Source organism: Fructobacillus sp. ChS1-6f1-1-27 (assembly GCF_059579415.1).
On record NZ_JCAOER010000001.1, the window covers coordinates 75,204 to 94,123 of the forward strand.

Consider the following 18,920-nt stretch of genomic DNA (forward strand, 5'->3'; position numbering starts at 1 on the left):
CATTTGTATTTGTTGTAGTCGTTGAAAATTTTACTCAGGAAATGAAAGGATGATAGTGGCAACAATGCAAAGTTACAACTTTTCAGCGGGGCCGGCGGTCTTACCAGAGAAAGTTCTAAAAGACATTAGCCAGGAATTAGCAAATGACTTGGGCCAACATACCAGTATTTTAGAAATTTCTCATCGAAGCCAACGGTTCGAACAAATTTTAGACCATGCGAAAGACCGACTTAAAGAACTAATGGCCATCCCAGCTGATTACGAAGTTCTCTTTATTCAGGGGGGCGGGTCCTTGCAGTTTGAAATGCTGCCACTAAACTTTGCCAACAAGACAGGTAAAGTCGCTGTCTTAGATTCCGGTAACTTTGCTCACAAGGCAGCAAAGGCGGCTGATGCAGTTGGTAAGTCTGCGGTGGAAGTTAATTCGAGCCGGTCAGGTAAGTACCAAACTTTGCCACAGTTACCAAAGGACTTTGCTGCTTGTGACTTTGACTACCTGCATTTGACAACTAATAACACAATTGAAGGGATTACTTACCACCAGGACCTGTTGCCAGAGGTCGATTTGCCATTGGTAGCTGATATGTCTTCTAATATCTTAGCGGAGCCATACGATGTTACCCGCTTTGGGGCCCTTTTTGCTGGTGCTCAAAAGAATTTGGGGCCAGCAGGGGTCACGGTTGCTGTGATTAAAAAATCCTGGTTAGCTAACCAAAAAATTAGTCAGGTTGGACCGATGATGCGGTACCAAACTTATATCGACAAGGACTCAATGTACAATACGCCACCAGTCTTTAACATCTATGCCTTGGGTAAGGTCTTGGATTGGGTGGCCGACCAGGGTGGCGTGGCTGAAATGTATGCTCGCAACCAGAAAAAGGCTAAAACGCTCTATGATTACTTAGACCAGTCAGACTTTTTTAAACCATTGGTACAAGGACCAGCCCGGTCGATCACTAACGTGGTTTTCACCACTGGCGATGCGGACTTGGATAAGACAATTAGTCAAGAAGCCGACCAAGCTGGCTTGCACAACCTCGCTGGCCACCGGTCGGTGGGTGGTTTCCGGGCCTCCTTGTATAACGCCCAACCCGTAGAGGCGGTCGATGCATTGATTGAATTTTTGGATAAAGCTGCAAAGGAGCATAAGTAATGAACATCAAGACCTATAACGCCATTAGCCACAAGGGCCTGGAATACTTAGAAGAAAAGGGCTACCAAATCAACCAAGAAGCCGCCCCAGACGGCCTCTTACTCCGGTCTGAAAACCTCCACGACAAAGAAATTGAGCCAAGTATCCAAGCCGTCGTTCGGGCCGGGGCAGGTTTCAACAATATTCCGGTCGAGGACTTGTCAAAACGTGGAGTACCAGTCTTTAATACGCCGGGTGGGAACGCTAACGCTGTTAAGGAATTGGTGATTGCTTCTTTGATTATGGCCGCTCGGCCAGTCGTTTCAGCAATTGCCTTTGCTAACGAAACCCGCGGTGGCGATGTTTCCTTACGGACTGAAAGTAACAAGGGTGGTTATCGAGGAACTGAATTGACTGGTAAGACCTTGGGGGTAATTGGTCTTGGGAATGTTGGTTCCAAGGTTGCTAACACCGCCTTAGCACTAGGAATGACTGTGGTTGGTTTTGATCCCGGCCTGAATGCCAATACTGCATGGCGGATTGACCGGCACATCACCCATGCCAAGTCAGTTGAAGAAGTCTTGCAGCAGGCTGATTATTTGACGGTTCACATTCCATTGACCGATGACAACCATTTCTTTATTGATGCCGGTAAGTTGGCCCTCTTAAAGGACAGCGCAGCGTTGTTAAACTTTTCTCGCGGTGGGATTGTTGATGATGAGGCGGCGGTGAAGGCCTTGGATGCTGGTAAATTACGGACTTACATTACTGACTTTAGTAACGAAGTTTTGTTTGACCAAGATAAGGTCATTATTACCCCGCACATTGGTGGGTCAACGGTTGAAGCCGAAGACACCAGTGCCTTGATGGCGGCCCACCAGTTGGACCAGTATTTGATCACTGGAAATATTGTCAATTCGGTCAATTACCCAGACATTAACGAACCTTTTACCACGACTGACCGGATTGGGGTCTTGCACAAGAATGTGCCGAACATGATTGGCCAGATCTCTCAAGTTTTGGCTGAAAAGAATGTCAACATCGAGCAATTGAGTAACCGGGCTGTTGGTGACTATGCCTATAGTTTGGTTGCTATCAATGATTTGCCGGCAGAAGACCACCAGGCAATTAAAGACCAGCTCCAAGAAATCGATAATGTCTTGAACGTCCGCTTTTACCAGCAAGAAGGGAAAAACTAATCATGACTGAACAATTACAACAAGCAGCGATCGATAAGTTGGCTGAACGCGGGGTTAACCGCCAGGATATTTATGAGGGAACGGAGACTTTTTTGGTCGACAAGTACCACGATGAAATCCAAACTGAAGCTTTAAATCATTCAATTGACCGGGTCTTGCATAAAGATGAAGTCGCTGATATTATTTTGACCGCGATTTATTTGGATGAACAAGCGGTCTTAATGCCTGACTCAGAACCGTTGAAGGCACGGCTGCAACGGGATGCGAATGGCCATAACGTCGATGAGATTTTGGCGATTGCCATCACTCAGCAGTTCTCTGCTGCGGCCACGGTCCACTATGGTCTCTTAGATGACTTAAAGCCCGGCTTGATTGGAGTCTTAAATGACAAGACGGACAGTGTTAACGTCTATTTGGACGACATCTTAGCTGCCTTGATTGCTAGTGCGGCGATGACCTACTTGGAAATTCTAGGTGGGAACCAATATTAATTAGTCCTTTATTGTTGTCCCTTTTTTTGGTAGAATAAATTGTATTTTTATTTTTAAAGGAGAAGACACAATGTCAGGACATAGTAAATGGCATAACATTCAAGGTCGTAAAAACGCCCAAGATGCTAAGCGTGGAAAAATTTTCCAAAAGCTTGCGCACGACTTATATGTTGCAGCAAAGGCTGGCGGTGCTGATCCCGAAATGAACGCTTCATTGCGTTTGGTTGTTGATAAGGCTAAGGCTGCCAACATGCCAAAGGATAACATCCAACGTGCATTGGATAAGGCTTCTGGTGCTGGTGGCGCCAAGTTCGAAGAAGTTACTTACGAAGGTTATGGAACTGCTGGGGTGGCTGTTTTGGTCGAAGCCTCAACCGACAACATTAACCGGACAGTTTCATCTGTTCGTAACTCATTCAAGCACTTTGGTGGGTCACTTGGAACTTCTGGTTCCGTGGCTTTCCAATTTGACCGCAAGGGTTACTTGGTCATCGACCGGTCAGAAAAGCCTGACTTGGATGAAGACACAATTTTGGAAGCAGCCCTTGAAGCTGGTGCCGAAGATGTCCAAACATCTGACGAAGCCTTTGAAATTTATACGGAACCAAACGACTTCCAAACCGTTGAATCTGCCTTGGTAGAAGCTGGTTTTGAATTCGCGGATGCCGAAGTTTCAATGATCGCCCAAAACCCAATGTCAATCTCTGATGAAGACCGTGAAAAGCTTGATAAGCTGGTTGATGAATTGGAAGAAAACGAAGATGTTTTGGCCGTTTATACAACTGCTGAAGATTAATAAAAAAGAGCAAACCTTAAGGTTTGCTCTTTTTTTGTGGGTAAAGCCTAGCAGCAGCCCAGGTTATTAACTTTTACTTGGCTTGAACGGCTTGTAAGGCCTGGCCAACCAGGACGGTTAGGTTTTCTTGGTCCTTTTTACCAGGGTAAAGGTTAACCCGGACGAGGTCACCGGCCCGACTGGCCCCGGTTTGCTTAAACTGGTCATCGAAGGCATCTAAGGCGACACAGTAGTCATCACCGTAGTAGGTGTCACCTGACCCGGCTAAGCCATAAACCAGGTTACTTAAGTCAACATCAGCCAAGTCGTCAAAGTAGTCTAAGCCTTCGTCTGGCAAAGACCCGTTGTCATAAGTGTAGGGGACCAAAAAGGCTAAGTCATAGTCGGCCAGTTCTTCTGGTTCGCTTTGCGAAATTTCACTTTTGGTAACGGCTACGTCTTTGTCTTCTAAGGCTTCAATCACTAAGTCGGCCACGGCTTCGTTATTACCGGTGATGGTCGCAAAGACTACCTGTGCTTTTAGTTGCTGGTCTGACATAAAAATCCCCCTGTTTATTCTAAGTTCAATTATACAAAATTTAGGCCGACTTTGACCTGAAATTACTAGTATTTTGGCAAAACTTGCCTTATAATTGGCTTAAATACGAGGAGGGCATGTCAGATGGCATTGAATGAAAAACAAGTGAAAGCATTACAAAACGTTTATGATAACGGAATTTTGGACCATGATGAAACGGCCCGCCAGGCTTTGGCCCAAGTATTAGAAGATTTGAAATAATTTGAATTTTCTCATAACCATGGTATAATCAAATTTAGTAAATTGTTGATAAGGATAACTTTACTTAAGTCACCTTGATAGAGAACTTGCGGTTGGTGGAAGCAAGTAGGCCTTGAGTTAAAGACTCCCTTGGAAATGACTAGTGATTAGGAAACCAAAGCTAGCCCGGGTCACGCCGTTAACCGTCTTAGAGATTTCACCAGAATTTTTTGGTGTGAACTTGGGTGGTACCGCGATGATTCGTCCCTTTGTGCAAACGCACAGAGGGATTTTTTATTTCCCAGGATATTTTTATCAGCAGTTAAGAAAAGAAAGAAGGCAAAAGCAATGGCAGAGATTACTTTGAATTTCCCAGATGGGGCAAAAAAGACATATGAGGCAGGCACGAAGCCAATTGAAGTTGCTAGCCAAATTGCCAAGTCATTGGCTAAAAAGTCTGTTTCAGCCAAGCTAAACGGACACTATGTTGGCATGAACGACCAATTGACTGAAAGTGGTGACTTCCAGTTGATTACCAAAGACGATGACGAAGCTTTGCAATTGCTCCGTCACTCAACTGCCCACTTGCTGGCACAAGCAATGCGCCGCTTGCCAAAGTTCAAAAACGCTCACTTTGGTGTTGGTCCTGCCATTGATAACGGCTTTTACTATGACACCGATAACGGTGCTGGTAACCAGGTTTCAGTTGAAGACTTTGCTGAAATCGAAGCCATGATGAAAAAGATTGTTAAAGAAGACTTGCCAATCGTTTCTCATGAAATTTCTCGTTCAGAAGCCTTGGAAACTTTCAAAGACGACCCTTATAAGGTGGAGTTGATTAATGATTTGCCAGAAGACCAAACCATCTGGGTGGCTGTCCAAGGGGAACACGTCGAATTAGACCGGGGTGGTTTAGTCCCATCAACTGGGTGGATCAAGCACTTTAAGTTGGTTTCTGTTGCCGGTTCATACTGGCGGGGAAATTCTGACAACGCCGTTTTGCAACGGGTTTATGGAACAACCTTCTGGAACGCCTCTGACTTGGAAGAAGACTTGCAACGTCGGGCCGAAGCCAAGGAACGTGACCACCGGAACATTGGTCGGGACTTGGACTTGTTCTTTACTAGCCAAAAGGTTGGGTCTGGCTTGCCAGTTTGGTTGCCAAATGGGGCCACTATCCGCCGTCAAGTTGAACGCTATATCGTTGATAAGGAATTGCAAAACGGCTACTTGCACGTTTACACGCCAGTTTTGTCCAACTTGAACTTGTATAAGACTTCTGGCCACTGGGACCACTACCGTGAAGATATGTTCCCACCAATGGATATGGGTGATGGTGAATTCTTGGAATTGCGGCCAATGAACTGCCCATCTCACATTTCTGTTTACCAACACAAGCCACGGTCATACCGGGACTTGCCACTTCGAATTGCCGAATTGGGCATGATGCACCGGTACGAAAAGTCGGGAGCCTTGACTGGTTTGTCACGGGTCCGTGAAATGACTTTGAACGATGGTCACACCTTCGTTGCCCCTGACCAATTGGAAGAAGAATTCAAGTCAATCTTGAAGATGACCATGGGGGTTTACGAAGACTTCGATATCACCGACTACCGGTTCCGTTTGTCATACCGTGACCCTGAAAACACGGCTAAGTACTATGATGATGACGAAATGTGGGAAAAGTCTCAGGCACAGTTGAAACAGGCCATGGATGACATGGGCTTGGATTACTTCGAAGCGCCTGGTGAAGCGGCCTTCTACGGTCCAAAGCTTGATATCCAAACCAAGACGGCCTTGGGTGGTGAAGAAACTTTGTCAACCATCCAATTGGACTTCTTGTTGCCAGAACGGTTTAACTTGACTTATGTCGGTGAAGACGGTCAAGACAACCACCGCCCAGTAATGCTCCACCGTGGAATCGTTGGAACGATGGAACGGTTTACGGCTTACTTGATTGAAATTTACAAGGGTGCCTTCCCAACTTGGTTGGCCCCACAACAGGTTCAGATTATCCCAGTTAACTTGGGTGCTCACGGGGATTACGCCCGTCAAATCCAAGCCGATTTGCAAGAGGCTGGCCTTCGTGCCAACGTTGAAACCAAGGAAGCTAAGATGGGTTACTTGATTCGTGAAGCTCAGACTAAGAAGGTTCCATATACCTTGGTCCTTGGGGATGACGAACAAGATAGTCAAACTGTGACAGTTCGTCGTTACGGTCAAAAAGAAACCGAAAAGATGTCTGCCAAGGACTTTAAGGAAATGGTCTTGGCTGATGTTGCTAACTACTCTCGGGTAGAAAAGAAAGAAAGCCCAGCAAGCTAATCGCACTGGGGAAGGGGCTGGGTAGTTAATCAAACTGTCAGCCGGTTAAAGTTGAAAAACGAAAGAGAAGCACAATGTCTGTTTTAAATAATCAAAAAACTTCTGAAGAAAGCCGCGGCTTAACAAACCGCCACGTCCAATTGATTGCGATTGGTGGGACGATTGGAACCGGACTTTTCATGGGAGCTGGTGACTCGATCCACTTTGCTGGACCAGCGATCCTTTTGATTTACGCCGTTATCGGAATGATGATGTTTGTTGTCATGCGCGCGATTGGGGAATTGCTTTACGCTGACCCAACCCAACACACTTTTATCGCCTTTATGAACCGCTACCTCGGTCAAAAGACCGGAAGCTTTGCTTCCTGGTCCTACTGGCTAACGGTGGCCTTCATGGGAATGGCGGAATTAACCGCGATTGGTAAGTATGTCCAATTCTGGTTCCCAACTTGGCCAGCCTGGTTAATCCAAATTGTGGTGTTGGTGGTTTTGACCTCGGTCAACTTGATTGCCGTCGCCTTATATGGGGAAGCCGAATTCTGGTTTGCCATGATTAAGATCATTGCTATCTTGTCATTAATTGCCACTGGAATTATTATGCTTTTGACTGGCTTTAAGACTAGCCAAGGAACGGTTTCACTTAACAACTTGTTTGGCCATTTTTCACTGTTTCCCAATGGTTGGGGGAACTTTGTCAACGGGTTCCAGATGGTGATGTTTGCCTTTGTTGGAATTGAATTCATTGGTATGACAGCGGCTGAAACGCCCAATGCCCGTAAGGTTTTGCCAAAGGCGATTAACCAAATTCCATTGCGGATTTTGTTCTTCTACTTGGGAGCCTTGGCCACGATCATGGTGATTTACCCCTGGCAGCAAATCCCTGCCAACCAAAGTCCCTTCGTGGCGGTCTTCAAGTTGGCTGGTGTTAACTGGGCCGCTGCCTTGGTTAACTTTGTGGTCTTGACCTCTGCTGCATCAGCTTTGAACTCCGTTATCTTCTCAGCATCACGAAACTTCTACTCACTAGCAGTGGAATCAAAGAATCCTTTGCTGACGAAGTTTACTAAGATGTCAAAGCACAAGTTGCCAGCCAACGCGGTTTTGATCACGGCGGCTTTGATTGCCTGCTCGGCTATTATTGCGGTTATTCCACAAATTACGGATGCCTTTACCTTTGTCACTTCTGCCTCAACCGACTTGTTCATTATGATTTACATTTTGACCTTGGTTACTTACTGGCAGTACCGGAAGTCAGATGACTACTTGAAGGATGGGTTCTTGATGAAGGCGCCAAAGCTCTTTGTGCCATTGGCCATTGTCGGCTTTGTCTTGATTTATATGACGTTGTTCTTTAACAGTTCAGCCTTGGTACCAGCAATTGGGGCAACAGTTTGGTTAGTTGTCTTTACTGTTGTTCAATGGTTTAAGAAATCTTAACTAGTAATTTCTTGTATTTCTGGTAAAATATTAAGCAATTTAGCAAACCGCCTTGCAAAGGGCGGTTTTTGTTAAAATCGCAAGCCGGTTACCGGCTCAATAGTTATGGAGAAAAAATGAGTACCTTAATCGATTTTACGTTGCACATTGATAAGCACCTGGCCAATTTGACTGCTCAATTTGGTATCTGGACTTACCTAATCCTGTTCGTGATTATCTTGGTTGAAACTGGGGCGGTAATCCTGCCATTCCTACCAGGGGATTCCTTGCTCTTTGCCGCTGGGGCGATTGCTATGACCCCAGCTGGAAAAGAAGCTGGCTTGAACCACTGGGTTTTCATGGTTGTCTTCTTTATCGCCCCATTGATGGGTGACACGATTAACTACTTTATTGCTCGTAAGGGTGGCCGACCACTCTTGGAAAAGAAACCGTTCTCGATTATGGTCAAGCCAAAGAATATCGAAGCGGCCGAAGCCTTCTTTGAAAAGCGCGGTTCACTGGCCATTATCTTTGGTCGGTATGTGCCAATTATCCGGACCTTTGTGCCATTTGTGGCCGGGTTGTCAGCCTTTGAATTCAAGAAATTCTTTGAATACTCAGTAATTGCAGCCTTTTCATGGTCATTCATTGCGACCGGGGCTGGGGCCTTGTTTGGTAACATTCCATTCGTCCAAGAACACTTCACTTTGATTTTGCTTGGTATCATTGTGGTAACCTTGTTGCCATCAATCTTTGGGATTATTTACTCTGCCTTTTCCGGTAAGAAGAATAAGTAAAAAATTTAATGAAGCAGACCGCTGGCCTAGGCCTCCGGCCTGCTTTTTTGTCTGACAAATATAGGGACGGTTGTTATAATAAAAACATGAATAATTTTGAGGTACTACAAAATATTAGTCGGCAAAGCCTGGACCAGACGGCGGCGGAAAGCGAAATTAGTTCGGACCGGTTGGTTGCTTTTTCAAAGGGCCAAGTGGCATTGGAACCAGCTGAACTTGAGCGACTCTGCTTATTCTACTCAAATAAGTTTGATGATTTGGGCAATATTAGTCAGGTTGAACCGGTCAAGCACCACCCAATTCATTTGCGGTTAACCACCGATTACTTGCTGAACCGTGGTATCACTTTGTCAGATTGGATTTCATTAAAGTGGGCCTTGGAAGGACAGTGGTCTGGGGCGGTTTTGGCTGTTGGCTTTTTTGATGGCAAGGACAACTTGGTCCAGGTTATTGAAAGCACCGCTGAATTTACAAAAGCCTTTGCCGGTTACTTAATTTTAGAGTTGGCAGGTGAGTTTACCCCTTATATCGATGAAATTCACGACAATGTCCACTATGACTGGCGAATTTTAAAGTACCGGTCCAAACAAGATTTTCAAGATATTACGAATGACCTGGCAAAAACGCCACTAACGGAGATAAAACCATGACCTTGAACTTAATTTTAGCAACGGATGCTTATAAGTTGACCCACCACTTGCAATACCCGCAAAATATTAATAAGCTTTATTCTTACGGGGAGGCCCGTTTGGGTGGCAAGTACCCAACGGTTTCTTGGTTTGGTTTGTCGATGATTTTACATGATTACTTCCAAACACCAATCACAGATGAGATGATTGATGAGGCTGAAAAGGTTTCAGAAGAAACCTTTGGTACTAAGACCTACTTCAACCGTGAAGTCTGGGAAAAGGTCCGCGACCTGGGTTATTTCCCGGTTAAAATTAAGGCCCTGCCTGAAGGGATGGAAGTGCCAACAGGGACAGCGCTCTTTACCTTGGAGTCAACAGCAGACTGGTTTGCGACTTCGCTGAATGCCTTGGAATCAATTTTGATGCACGTTTGGTACCCAACCACGATTGCCACTAATTCGATGTATATCAAAAAGCGGTTATTGCCGCTGGTTGAAAAGACTGGTGATGAAAGTGGCTTACCATTGATGGTTAATGATTTTGGCTTCCGTGGTGCAACCGGTGTTGAAGCTGGCGAACAGGGGGGGGCAGCTCACTTGCTCCACTTCCGTGGTTCTGATAACCTGTCAGCCTCTAATTACTTTGACCAAGTGTATGGCATTTCCGGTCGGGCCTTGTCAATTTGGGCGACGGAACACTCTGTCGCAACGGCCTACGGGCCTGGTGAAGGGGAAACCAACTATGTCAACGCTCAGCTGGACCGGACACCGGATAATGTGCCATTGTCAATCGTAATTGACTCCTATGATACCTTTAACTTTGTCAAAAACGTCATTGGTGCTGATGCGATGGTGGCCCGAATCAAGGCCCGTGAAGGTCGGGTGGTCTTGCGACCTGATTCAGGGGACCCAATTACGATGGACCTAGCTGTTTTAGATATGCTGGCTGAAATTTTTGGTACTCATGCAAATTCCAAGGGTTACAAAGTTTTGAATGATAACGTTGGCTTGATCCAAGGTGATGGGATGAAAGCCGATACCATTATTGCTTTGTACCAGGCCTTGATTGGCCATGGCTGGTCAACCGATAACTTGGTAGTTGGCTCGGGTGGGGGGCTCTTGCAAGAGGGCTTTACCCGCGATACGGAACGGTTTGCCATTAAGGCCGCTTATGCTCATACAACGGATGGTCAGGACTTAGTGATTAAAAAACAACCAAAGACCGATCCAACCAAGGCCTCAAAGGCCGGTTTATTGAAGGTGGTTGCCGATGAGAGGGGCAAGCTTCACACGGTCCCACAAGACCAACCGGGTCAAGATTTGCTCCAGACCGTTTATGAAGATGGTCAGTTAGCACCAATTAACGGTCAGGTTATCTTAGACCGGGCGGCTGGAAAAGACCAGCTTTAAGCTTCGGTTACAAAAAGATTGCCAAAAGTAAAAATTCTGTGGTACAGTAAGCTATAGATACGAGAGAGGAGTCTTTATGGTTTACCGGCTAGTTGATCTCAATTTAACTAACTTAATCACAACGATGAAGGCCCTTATTTGCCCAAAACAGTTTTCCAAGCCAATGGAAAGCTGTTTTTTTATTGAAACCAGGAGGTAGAGATGGCAGATGTAGCAGAGAACGTTACGACAGAATTTATCACGAGGTTGAACTTGCAACACCCGCATGATGTCAAACCGATTACCGGGGGTGCAACATCGGAAGCATACTCGCTTTATTCGGGCTTAGACCGGTACTTTTTGAAGGTCCAACATAACCAAAGTAAGCACTACTTTGACGCGGAAGTTGCTTCTTTAAAGGCCTTGAGTAAGGTCGTTAAAACTCCGAAAGTGGTTAAGCAAGGTGAAAGCCAAGGCAATGCCTATTTGCTCTTGGACTGGGTCCAAAGTGGTTACAGTGACCAGGCAGCCTTGGGCGAAATGGTGGCTACCTTGCACCAAGAAAAAGGGGAATACTTTGGTTTTGAAGTCAATGCCGATTACGATGTGATTCCAAAAGATAACAGTCAAAGTGATTCATGGGGGGATTTTTTCGTCCACCAACGGCTGGAACCGTTGATGAAACAAGCCATTCAAAAGGCTTTTTGGTTGTCGCAGCGTGGTGACCACTTTGAAAATTTGAAGAAAGCCATTCTATCAGATGAACATGTGCAAAATGTAAAGCCATCATTGTTGCATGGTGACCTGTGGGCCGGAAACTTTATGTTTGATAGTAACAGTGACCCTGTCTTAATTGACCCTAATTCTTTTTACGGTGACCGGGAGTATGACCTGGCGGTTTCTAAGGTCTTTCCAGGCTTTAATAAGCACTTTTATGAAGCCTACCAGGCCGCTTATCCATTAGACCCAGGCTATCAAGACCGGTTTAAGTGGTATGAGTTCTATTATGTTTTATTGCACTTTGTCCGCTTTGGCGATATCTATGCACCACGGTTAAACCGGTTATTAATTAGTTTCTAAGTGGACAGTTTTTGAAAGATTGACAAGTGCCGGGCGGCTCTGTATAATTTTTGAGATTGATACGACAAGTAGAGGAGGTCGCCCAATGTCTTCAAACCAAACGAAACGATTCGTTGCCACCACACTATTTGTGGCCTTGTTACTCTTACAAAGTTTTGTGCCATTCTTAGGGTCTTTGCCACTTGGAGCTTTCTTTATTGGCGCATCCGTGACGATTTTGCCAATGACCGTTGCTTTGGCTGGAATCTTACTCGGCCCTGGACCCGGCTTGGTTGTTGGCTTTTTCTGGGGGATGATTTCTTGGCTAAGGAACCTGTCTCATCCAGGAACAGTTGGGGCTTTGATGTTTTCCAACCCCTTAGTAGCGGTTTTGCCGCGGCTAGCGGTTGGGTTATTAATTGGTTACTTAGCCGACCGTTGGTTGAAAAAACACCAACCTGGCTTTGTTTCGCTCTTTAGCCTTGGGTCTCTGGCAGCCCTGGCAAATACCACCTTCGTGATTATGATGACCACGGTTTCTTTCAAGCTCTTCCATGTTCACAGCTTGGGCGTGCCATCGAACCATCTGTTAACTTGGCTAATTGGCATTTTAGGTTTTAATGCAATCTTTGAAATTATTGCCAATGGCTTGTTGGTGATGGTGATTGGCCGGGCTTTGGTGCGGACGTTGCCAGATTTGAAAAAATAAGTGAAATAAAAATGGTCTAACCGTAAGGTTGGACCATTTTTTTAGTGGAGTTGTATTGAATTTGCGACATAATGACTGACAAATGGTTGGAAAACGTTAATTTACCAACGTTTTAAATGCGCCCACCCAGACTCGAACTGGGAGCAAAGACTTAGGAGGTCCTCGTTTTATCCCGTTAAACTATAAGCGCTGAACTATGTCATTATAAACAAAAATCGCTGGTCTTTCAATTTTTATGGCAAAGTTTACTGCTTTAGACTAATTTAATTTTTGCCAGAAAAATATTTGCTATACTGAATGTAGTAAAAAAACGAAAGTGGGTAGATTTCATGGGGAAAGTAGTCGAAGTTAACCATCCATTAATCCAACACAAGTTGACGATTATTCGAAATGAGGAGGTTGGAACCAAGGACTTTCGGGCCTTGGTCGATGAGATTGCGATGCTTTTGACTTACGAAGCGAGTCGCGATTTGCCATTGGAAGAAGTCCAAGTCAAAACACCTATCCAAGAAACGACGACGAAACAACTAGCTGGTAAGAAGTTAGCGGTTGTGCCAATCTTGCGGGCTGGCCTTGGAATGGTTGATGGGATTTTGCAATTGATCCCAGCCGCTAAAGTCGGCCACATTGGCATGTACCGGGACGAAGAGACCTTGGAACCGGTCGAATACTTTGTGAAGTTGCCAGATGATATCGACCAACGAGAAGTTTTGTTGGTTGACCCAATGCTAGCAACAGGTGGGTCAGCTAAGGATGCCATCGCTGCTTTGAAAAAGCGTGGGGCAGACCAGATTAAGCTGATTACCCTCGTTTCATCACCTGAAGGGATTAAGGCCGTTACGGACGCTCACCCTGACGTTGACCTTTATACCGCTGCCATTGATGAAGGCTTGAACGAAGATGGCTACATTATGCCTGGTCTTGGTGATGCCGGCGACCGTCTCTTTGGAACCCATTAAGCACAATAAAAACCGATTATGAAAAAGTTTAAAAAAAGTCCTTTGGACAAGGTCAATAAGAATCTGGCCCAGTCCCGCTCTGCAATCTTTTCCACACCAAATAAAAAACCGAACCTGGTTAAACGGGTCCTGGTCTTTTTTTTGCTAACACTCGTGGTGGCGGCTGCTGTCTACGTGGCGGTTGCCTTTTGGCAAAACCGTAGTAAAACCAGCTTGGTCGGCCAGTCACAGACCAACCAGCCGATCAAGTTATCAGTTAATGCCAAGTCGGCGATTGTAATTGATGCCAAGACCGGCCAGGTCTTAGGCGAGAAAAACGCTGACAAACAGGTCGGAATTGCCTCGCAAAGTAAGCTGTTAACCGCTTATGCAGTCTTGCAGGCTATTCAGGAAAATAAAATTTCTTGGACCGATAAGGTTGAAATTACGACTCATTCTGACTGGTCGGATAAGGATGCCGATACTTATGCCCACTTAGACATTAAGGCCGGGGAAAAGATTCCTGTTAAGGAACTCTTTGCAGCGATGTTTACTTCCAGTGCCAATGACGCGGCCTTGGCCTTGGCTGACTACGTCAAGCCAAGTACCTTAACCCAGCAACAGGCATTGCAAAAGTGGGCCAAGGAGCTGAAGCTATCCGGGTCAAAGTGGTATAACGCTGCTGGTCAGGTGAACGAAGATGCCTTTGACTACCAGGTCAAGACGGCCAGTGCTAAGGCTGAAAATACGGCTTCTGTTCGAGAGTTGGCCATGATTGCCTTCAAAGACTTGGCTTTGGATGGCAACATCCGGTCTTACTTTACTGAAAGCACTCTGACTTATCACACGGATGATTCAACCGCTAAGGTGAAAACGACCGATGGCTATAAGTTTGCTACGGAAATCAAAAGCCAGTTGAAAAATACCAAGAACTTAACCTTTGAAGGCTTAAAGACGGGGTCAACGCCAGCCTCTGGTGGTGGCTTTACTGGAATCATCAAGGATAACCAGGGCCATGAGTTTATTACCGTTATTTCTGGCTCTGGTTCTTATACCGACCAGGTTTCCCGGTACCAGGCTACGATTGACGCAGTCAATGAAGTTTTGGACAAGGAAGACCAAGTGAGTGTTAAGGCCGGTTCAACGATTAAGGGCGCTAAGACGGTCAAAAACATCAATTTGAAGACTAATCGTCAAAACCTAGTGGTGGTTAATTCAGTATCTTATTGGTTGAATAAGGACCAGACCAGCCTAGGTTTCTATGTTCCAGATTCATTAACTAGCAAGGTGACTGGCACAAAGCAAACGGTGGTTGAATTAACCTCTGGCTTAAAGGCCACATACTTGCCGGGTGTTGGTAGCGATGACACCAAGGTACAATTGGTCAATCAGTCAAGTGTTGACCAGGCAAGTTGGTGGGAAAAGACTCACCACTGGCTAACCTTTTGGAAAAAATAAGTAGACAAAAAAGGAGCTGATCAAAATCAGCTCCTTTTTGATTTGGTCAAAGAAAGTTAGGCTTCAACGCCAGCCCGTTCCTTCAACTTAGCAAGTTGTGCATCCAAGTTGTCATCAGCGGCTTGCTTGGCTGCTTCCGCCTTATCTTGGCCTTGTGACAACTTTTCCTTACCAGCAGCAGTTAGTTCGCTAGCTTTTTGCTTACCAGTTTCAGTCAAGTCAGCGGCTTTTTGCTTGCCAGCTTCGGTGAAGTCAGCAGCCTTTTGCTTGCCGGTTTCGGCCCAGTCGGCGGCCTTTTCTTTACCAGCTTCCGTTAAGTCGCCAGCCTTTTTCTTTAAATCAGCAACTCGTTCATCGTCCTTTAACAACATGTAGGCCAATGCGGCGTTACCAAACAAAGAGACACCCAATAAAAAGTTCTTCATGACAGACACACTCCTTTTCTCATCTAAATTCTTACCTCCATTATGGTAAACCAATTCTAAAATGTCAATCAATATTTCAAAAAGATGTCAGAGTTAGACCAGTTCAAGGGCTTTTGAAAATGATATAATAAAAAGTGATTGAAACGTTTAAGAAGGGGTTATTCATGATTAGTTTAAAATCACCACGCGAAATTGAAGCAATGCGCAAGTCAGGGGCGATTATTGCCGGGATGCACCAGATGCTCCGCGACTTTGTTAAGCCTGGTGTCGATACTTGGGATATCGAATTGAAGTGTAAGGAATACATCGAAAGTCACGGTGGGGTTCCGTTGCAAATTGGCTTTGAAGGCTTTAAGTATGCCACAACCATTTCAGTTAACAGCGAAGTGGCCCATGGTTTGCCACGCAAGGGCTTGAAGTTGAAGAACGGAGACTTGTTGAAAGTTGATACAGTTGTTGGCTTAGACGGTGCTGTTTCAGATTCCGCCTGGTCATATGCCGTTGGCGAAGTCTCAGATGAAGTCAAGAAGTTGATGGAAGTTGCTAAGAAGTCTTTGTACCTTGGAATTGACCAAGCCCAAGTTGGCAACCGAATTGGTGATATTGGTTGGGCTATTCAAGACTACACTGAAAACCAACATGGTTATGGTGATGTTCGCCAGTACATTGGTCACGGCGTTGGCCCAACGATGCACGAAGACCCACAAGTTCCTCACTACGGTAAGCCGGGTCACGGCTTGCGCTTGAAGGAAGGAATGGTCATCACAATCGAACCAATGATTAATTTGGGCGGTTGGGAAGTTGAAACTGATGACACCAAAGAAGATGGTTGGACTGTTCGGACTTTGGATGGTTCTTGGTCAGCCCAGTATGAACACACCTTAGCAATCACCAAGGATGGCCCAAAAATTTTGACTAGCCAAGACCCAGAAGAAGACGCTAAGTACCTTTAAAAGACTAGTAAGGAAAAAGACCTGATGGATTTACCAAAAGACTTTATTGATAAATACCAAGACCTGCTCAAAGAAGACAGCGGGCCTTTTTTCGCGGCCCTAAATGAGGAGGGGAAGAAGGGCTTTCGCACCAACCCCTTAAAGGAAAATCCGGTTCCACAGGATTTGTCTTTGGCTGGCCCAATTGCTTATAGCAAAAGTGGCTACTTCGGCCAGGTTGATGGTCATGGTGCGGACCACGTTGCTGGCTTAGTTTATTCCCAAGAGCCTTCAGCCCAATTTGTGGGCGAAGTAGTAGCCGCTAAGCCTGGTGAAAAGGTCTTGGATTTGGCAGCGGCACCAGGCGGTAAGTCAACCCAGTTAGCTGGGCAGATGCATGGCCAAGGCCTATTGGTTACCAATGAAATTATGGGCGACCGGGCCCGGGTTTTGTCACAAAATATCGAACGGTTTGGGGTCCAAAATGCAGTGGTGACATCGATGGATTCCAAGGACTTAGCCAAGGTGCTACCCGGTTACTTTGACCGGGTTTTGTTGGACTCGCCTTGCTCGGGGGAGGGGATGTTCCGGAAGAACCATGATGCGATTGACGAGTGGTCGGCGGATTACCCGGCTGCTTGTGCTGAGCGGTCCCATGAAATTTTGGAATCGGCAGTCAAATTGGTCAAGCCCGGCGGCACCTTGGTTTACTCAACTTGTACTTTTGCCCCTGAAGAAGATGAGCAAACGATTGCCTGGTTGACGCAAACTTACCCAGACTTTACCATTGACCAAATCCAGGTTGATGCAGATTCCGGTATTCAAGCTGGCCGGCCTGAATGGGCTGATGGCCAAGCTGATTTGACGAAAACAGCCCGGCTTTGGCCGCAAGACTTACCAGGGGAAGGGCACTTTGTTGCCCGCTTGGTGAAAAAGGAAACGGCCGAAGAGGCCGGTAAGCCGGTTAAAACGCAAAAGCCAAGTAAGCTGACGGCTGACCAGGAGGCTTTGTTGAAGGACTTTTTGGCCCAGACTTTGTCTTCTGACTGGCAGGTCGATTTTAACCGGTTAATGGTTGTCAAAGACCGGGTCTTCTTGCTACCGGTTGATTGCCCAGATTTGAAGAAATTAAATGTCTTGCGACCGGGTCTTTGCCTTGGTACATTTAAGAAGAACCGCTTTGAGCCAGACCATGCCTTGGCCTTAGCAATCAAGCCTAAGGATGTTTTACAGACCTATGCCTTGGATGACAGTGAATTTAAGATTTTTGTCCATGGCGATGTTATCAATACGAAAGAAGCCTACCAAAAGGGCTTCGTCTTGGTGACCGTGAATGGGAACGGCCTTGGCTGGGCCAAGTTTGTCAACGGACAATTGAAAAACTTTTTCCCAAAGGGCTTACGCTTTTAGCAGAACTGACAGATAGGAGAACTTAATGGCTTTTACAACGAAGGTAGCAGTTGATCACGATGGCACTTACCAGGTCAGCTCACAAATTAAAAAATTTACCCTCTTGGACCTGGGTTTTATCACTAACAATGCCGGGGCCTTCATTTTACAGCGGTCACTCCAACCAGAAGTCGACTTTGACAAGGCGGTGAAGCTCAAAATTACTTTTAGTAAGGACTTGGCTGGCTTTAAGCTAGCCACTCTGGCGGCTTCTGGCCTAGCCCCGGTTGATATTTTTGCCCACCAAGACCACGAAACAATGGTGGAACAGTACCATTATTATATGGACGAGTTGGTGGAACGGGAGGTTTTTGAAAAAATCTCATGACAACTTTTTACTTTGTACGACACGGACAAACAGAATGGAACTTGGAACGGCGGTTCCAAGGAGCACAGGGAGATTCCCCGTTGCTATCGACTTCTTATGACGATATGGAAAAGGTGGCTGGCTTTTTAAAGGACAAAGAAATTAGCCGGGTTTATGCTTCACCATTGCCTCGGGCGAAGGTGACAGCTGAAAAAATCCAGGCGGATTTACCTGGTAGCCCCCGACTGTCATTGCACTCCAGTATTGTCGAAGTTGGTCTTGGTGAATGGGAAGGGCAATCGATGCAGGTTGTCCAAGAAAAGTACCCAGAAGCCTATGACATCTATAAGAACCACTTGGAAGAGTTTGAAGGACAGGGCTTTGGTGGTGAAGGCTACACCAAGGCGGTGGCTCGGTTCCAAGAAATGATGAAGCAAATTGTGAAAAATCACCCGGACGAATCTGTACTGGTGGTGGCCCATGGTTTGATTTTAACCTTTGGAATGACCAGTTTGCTCAAAATTCCAAGAACTGAAATCCGGTCTTTGGGTGGGTTATCCAACACTTCAACGTCAATCTTGAAGACCAGTGATGGTAGCGATTACGAGCTTCTTAAGTGGAACGAAACCAGTTACTTAAATAAGGCCCAAGACGGCAGCACGACGATTTAAGCCGGCCGTCGAGGTTCAAACTGCCAATTTGTGGCAGGTACAT

Annotated in this window: 19 protein-coding genes, 1 tRNA gene and 1 other annotated feature; of the genes, 17 read left to right on the forward strand and 3 right to left on the reverse strand. The window is 45.8% G+C overall.

Annotated elements, in window-relative coordinates; all coding sequences use genetic code 11:
* The first annotated feature begins 64 nt into the window (after window positions 1-64).
* From serC to AC5162_RS00410, 4 genes are all read left to right on the forward strand, one after another.
* Complete coding sequence (gene serC / locus AC5162_RS00395) at window positions 65-1,153, forward strand: 3-phosphoserine/phosphohydroxythreonine transaminase (protein WP_496533289.1); 1,089 nt, start codon at window positions 65-67, stop codon at window positions 1,151-1,153.
* Entirely contained in the window at window positions 1,153-2,331 is a 1,179-nt protein-coding gene (locus AC5162_RS00400) for a 3-phosphoglycerate dehydrogenase family protein (protein ID WP_496533290.1), read from the forward strand. The genes serC and AC5162_RS00400 overlap by 1 nt, the downstream gene beginning before the upstream one ends.
* A gap of 2 nt (window positions 2,332-2,333) precedes the next feature.
* Window positions 2,334-2,822, forward strand: a complete 489-nt coding sequence (locus AC5162_RS00405) for a phosphatidylglycerophosphatase A family protein (protein ID WP_496533291.1) — start codon at window positions 2,334-2,336, stop codon at window positions 2,820-2,822.
* 70 nt (window positions 2,823-2,892) lie between these two features.
* On the forward strand, window positions 2,893-3,618 hold the full coding sequence (locus AC5162_RS00410; RefSeq protein ID WP_496533292.1) for a YebC/PmpR family DNA-binding transcriptional regulator: 726 nt from the start codon (window positions 2,893-2,895) through the stop codon (window positions 3,616-3,618).
* 73 nt (window positions 3,619-3,691) lie between these two features.
* Here AC5162_RS00410 and AC5162_RS00415 read toward each other — a convergent pair whose 3' ends face one another.
* Window positions 3,692-4,156 carry a flavodoxin domain-containing protein gene (locus AC5162_RS00415; protein ID WP_496533293.1) on the reverse strand — a complete coding sequence of 155 codons (465 nt, stop codon included), beginning with the start codon at window positions 4,154-4,156 and terminating at the stop codon, window positions 3,692-3,694.
* Window positions 4,157-4,432: 276 nt separating this feature from the next.
* Window positions 4,433-4,647, forward strand: a binding site (T-box leader).
* 76 nt (window positions 4,648-4,723) lie between these two features.
* Between AC5162_RS00415 and thrS the strand changes: the two genes are divergently transcribed.
* The 7 genes from thrS to AC5162_RS00450 all read left to right on the forward strand — a co-directional run bounded on the left by thrS (window position 4,724) and on the right by AC5162_RS00450 (window position 12,697).
* On the forward strand, window positions 4,724-6,700 hold the full coding sequence (gene thrS, locus AC5162_RS00420; RefSeq protein WP_496533294.1) for a threonine--tRNA ligase: 1,977 nt from the start codon (window positions 4,724-4,726) through the stop codon (window positions 6,698-6,700).
* A gap of 74 nt (window positions 6,701-6,774) precedes the next feature.
* Window positions 6,775-8,136 (forward strand): amino acid permease, encoded by a 1,362-nt coding sequence (locus tag AC5162_RS00425; RefSeq protein WP_496533295.1) that lies wholly within the window; start codon window positions 6,775-6,777, stop codon window positions 8,134-8,136.
* A 116-nt stretch (window positions 8,137-8,252) separates the two neighbouring features.
* Entirely contained in the window at window positions 8,253-8,912 is a 660-nt protein-coding gene (locus tag AC5162_RS00430; RefSeq protein WP_496533296.1) for a VTT domain-containing protein, read from the forward strand.
* An 86-nt stretch (window positions 8,913-8,998) separates the two neighbouring features.
* Window positions 8,999-9,562, forward strand: a complete 564-nt coding sequence (locus AC5162_RS00435; protein ID WP_496533297.1) for an XRE family transcriptional regulator — start codon at window positions 8,999-9,001, stop codon at window positions 9,560-9,562.
* Window positions 9,559-10,950: a nicotinate phosphoribosyltransferase gene (locus tag AC5162_RS00440; protein WP_496533298.1), complete on the forward strand. Its 1,392-nt coding sequence runs from the start codon at window positions 9,559-9,561 to the stop codon at window positions 10,948-10,950. The genes AC5162_RS00435 and AC5162_RS00440 overlap by 4 nt, the downstream gene beginning before the upstream one ends.
* Before the next feature lie 201 nt (window positions 10,951-11,151).
* Entirely contained in the window at window positions 11,152-12,009 is an 858-nt protein-coding gene (locus AC5162_RS00445; RefSeq protein WP_496533299.1) for a fructosamine kinase family protein, read from the forward strand.
* A gap of 85 nt (window positions 12,010-12,094) precedes the next feature.
* Complete coding sequence (locus tag AC5162_RS00450) at window positions 12,095-12,697, forward strand: ECF transporter S component (RefSeq protein WP_496533300.1); 603 nt, start codon at window positions 12,095-12,097, stop codon at window positions 12,695-12,697.
* A 117-nt stretch (window positions 12,698-12,814) separates the two neighbouring features.
* On the opposite strand, the gene AC5162_RS00455 is transcribed toward AC5162_RS00450, so the two are convergent.
* Window positions 12,815-12,887 (reverse strand) — tRNA-Arg (locus tag AC5162_RS00455).
* A 139-nt stretch (window positions 12,888-13,026) separates the two neighbouring features.
* Between AC5162_RS00455 and upp the strand changes: the two genes are divergently transcribed.
* Entirely contained in the window at window positions 13,027-13,656 is a 630-nt protein-coding gene (upp, locus tag AC5162_RS00460; RefSeq protein WP_496533301.1) for a uracil phosphoribosyltransferase, read from the forward strand.
* An 18-nt stretch (window positions 13,657-13,674) separates the two neighbouring features.
* Complete coding sequence (locus AC5162_RS00465; RefSeq protein WP_496533302.1) at window positions 13,675-15,093, forward strand: D-alanyl-D-alanine carboxypeptidase family protein; 1,419 nt, start codon at window positions 13,675-13,677, stop codon at window positions 15,091-15,093.
* Between the two features lie 56 nt (window positions 15,094-15,149).
* On the opposite strand, the gene AC5162_RS00470 is transcribed toward AC5162_RS00465, so the two are convergent.
* Window positions 15,150-15,518: a hypothetical protein gene (locus tag AC5162_RS00470; RefSeq protein ID WP_496533303.1), complete on the reverse strand. Its 369-nt coding sequence runs from the start codon at window positions 15,516-15,518 to the stop codon at window positions 15,150-15,152.
* A gap of 164 nt (window positions 15,519-15,682) precedes the next feature.
* Here AC5162_RS00470 and map point away from each other — a divergent pair, with 164 nt between their 5' ends.
* Genes map through AC5162_RS00490 form a run of 4 tightly spaced genes read left to right on the forward strand, consistent with a single transcriptional unit; the run spans window position 15,683 to window position 18,877 of the window.
* Window positions 15,683-16,471 carry a type I methionyl aminopeptidase gene (map, locus tag AC5162_RS00475; protein ID WP_496533304.1) on the forward strand — a complete coding sequence of 263 codons (789 nt, stop codon included), beginning with the start codon at window positions 15,683-15,685 and terminating at the stop codon, window positions 16,469-16,471.
* A gap of 21 nt (window positions 16,472-16,492) precedes the next feature.
* Window positions 16,493-17,860: an RsmF rRNA methyltransferase first C-terminal domain-containing protein gene (locus tag AC5162_RS00480; RefSeq protein ID WP_496533400.1), complete on the forward strand. Its 1,368-nt coding sequence runs from the start codon at window positions 16,493-16,495 to the stop codon at window positions 17,858-17,860.
* Window positions 17,861-17,885: 25 nt separating this feature from the next.
* Window positions 17,886-18,227 (forward strand): cysteine desulfurase, encoded by a 342-nt coding sequence (locus AC5162_RS00485; RefSeq protein ID WP_496533305.1) that lies wholly within the window; start codon window positions 17,886-17,888, stop codon window positions 18,225-18,227.
* Complete coding sequence (locus AC5162_RS00490) at window positions 18,224-18,877, forward strand: histidine phosphatase family protein (protein ID WP_496533306.1); 654 nt, start codon at window positions 18,224-18,226, stop codon at window positions 18,875-18,877. Before AC5162_RS00485 ends, AC5162_RS00490 begins: the two co-directional genes overlap by 4 nt.
* Window positions 18,878-18,920: the final 43 nt, after the last annotated feature.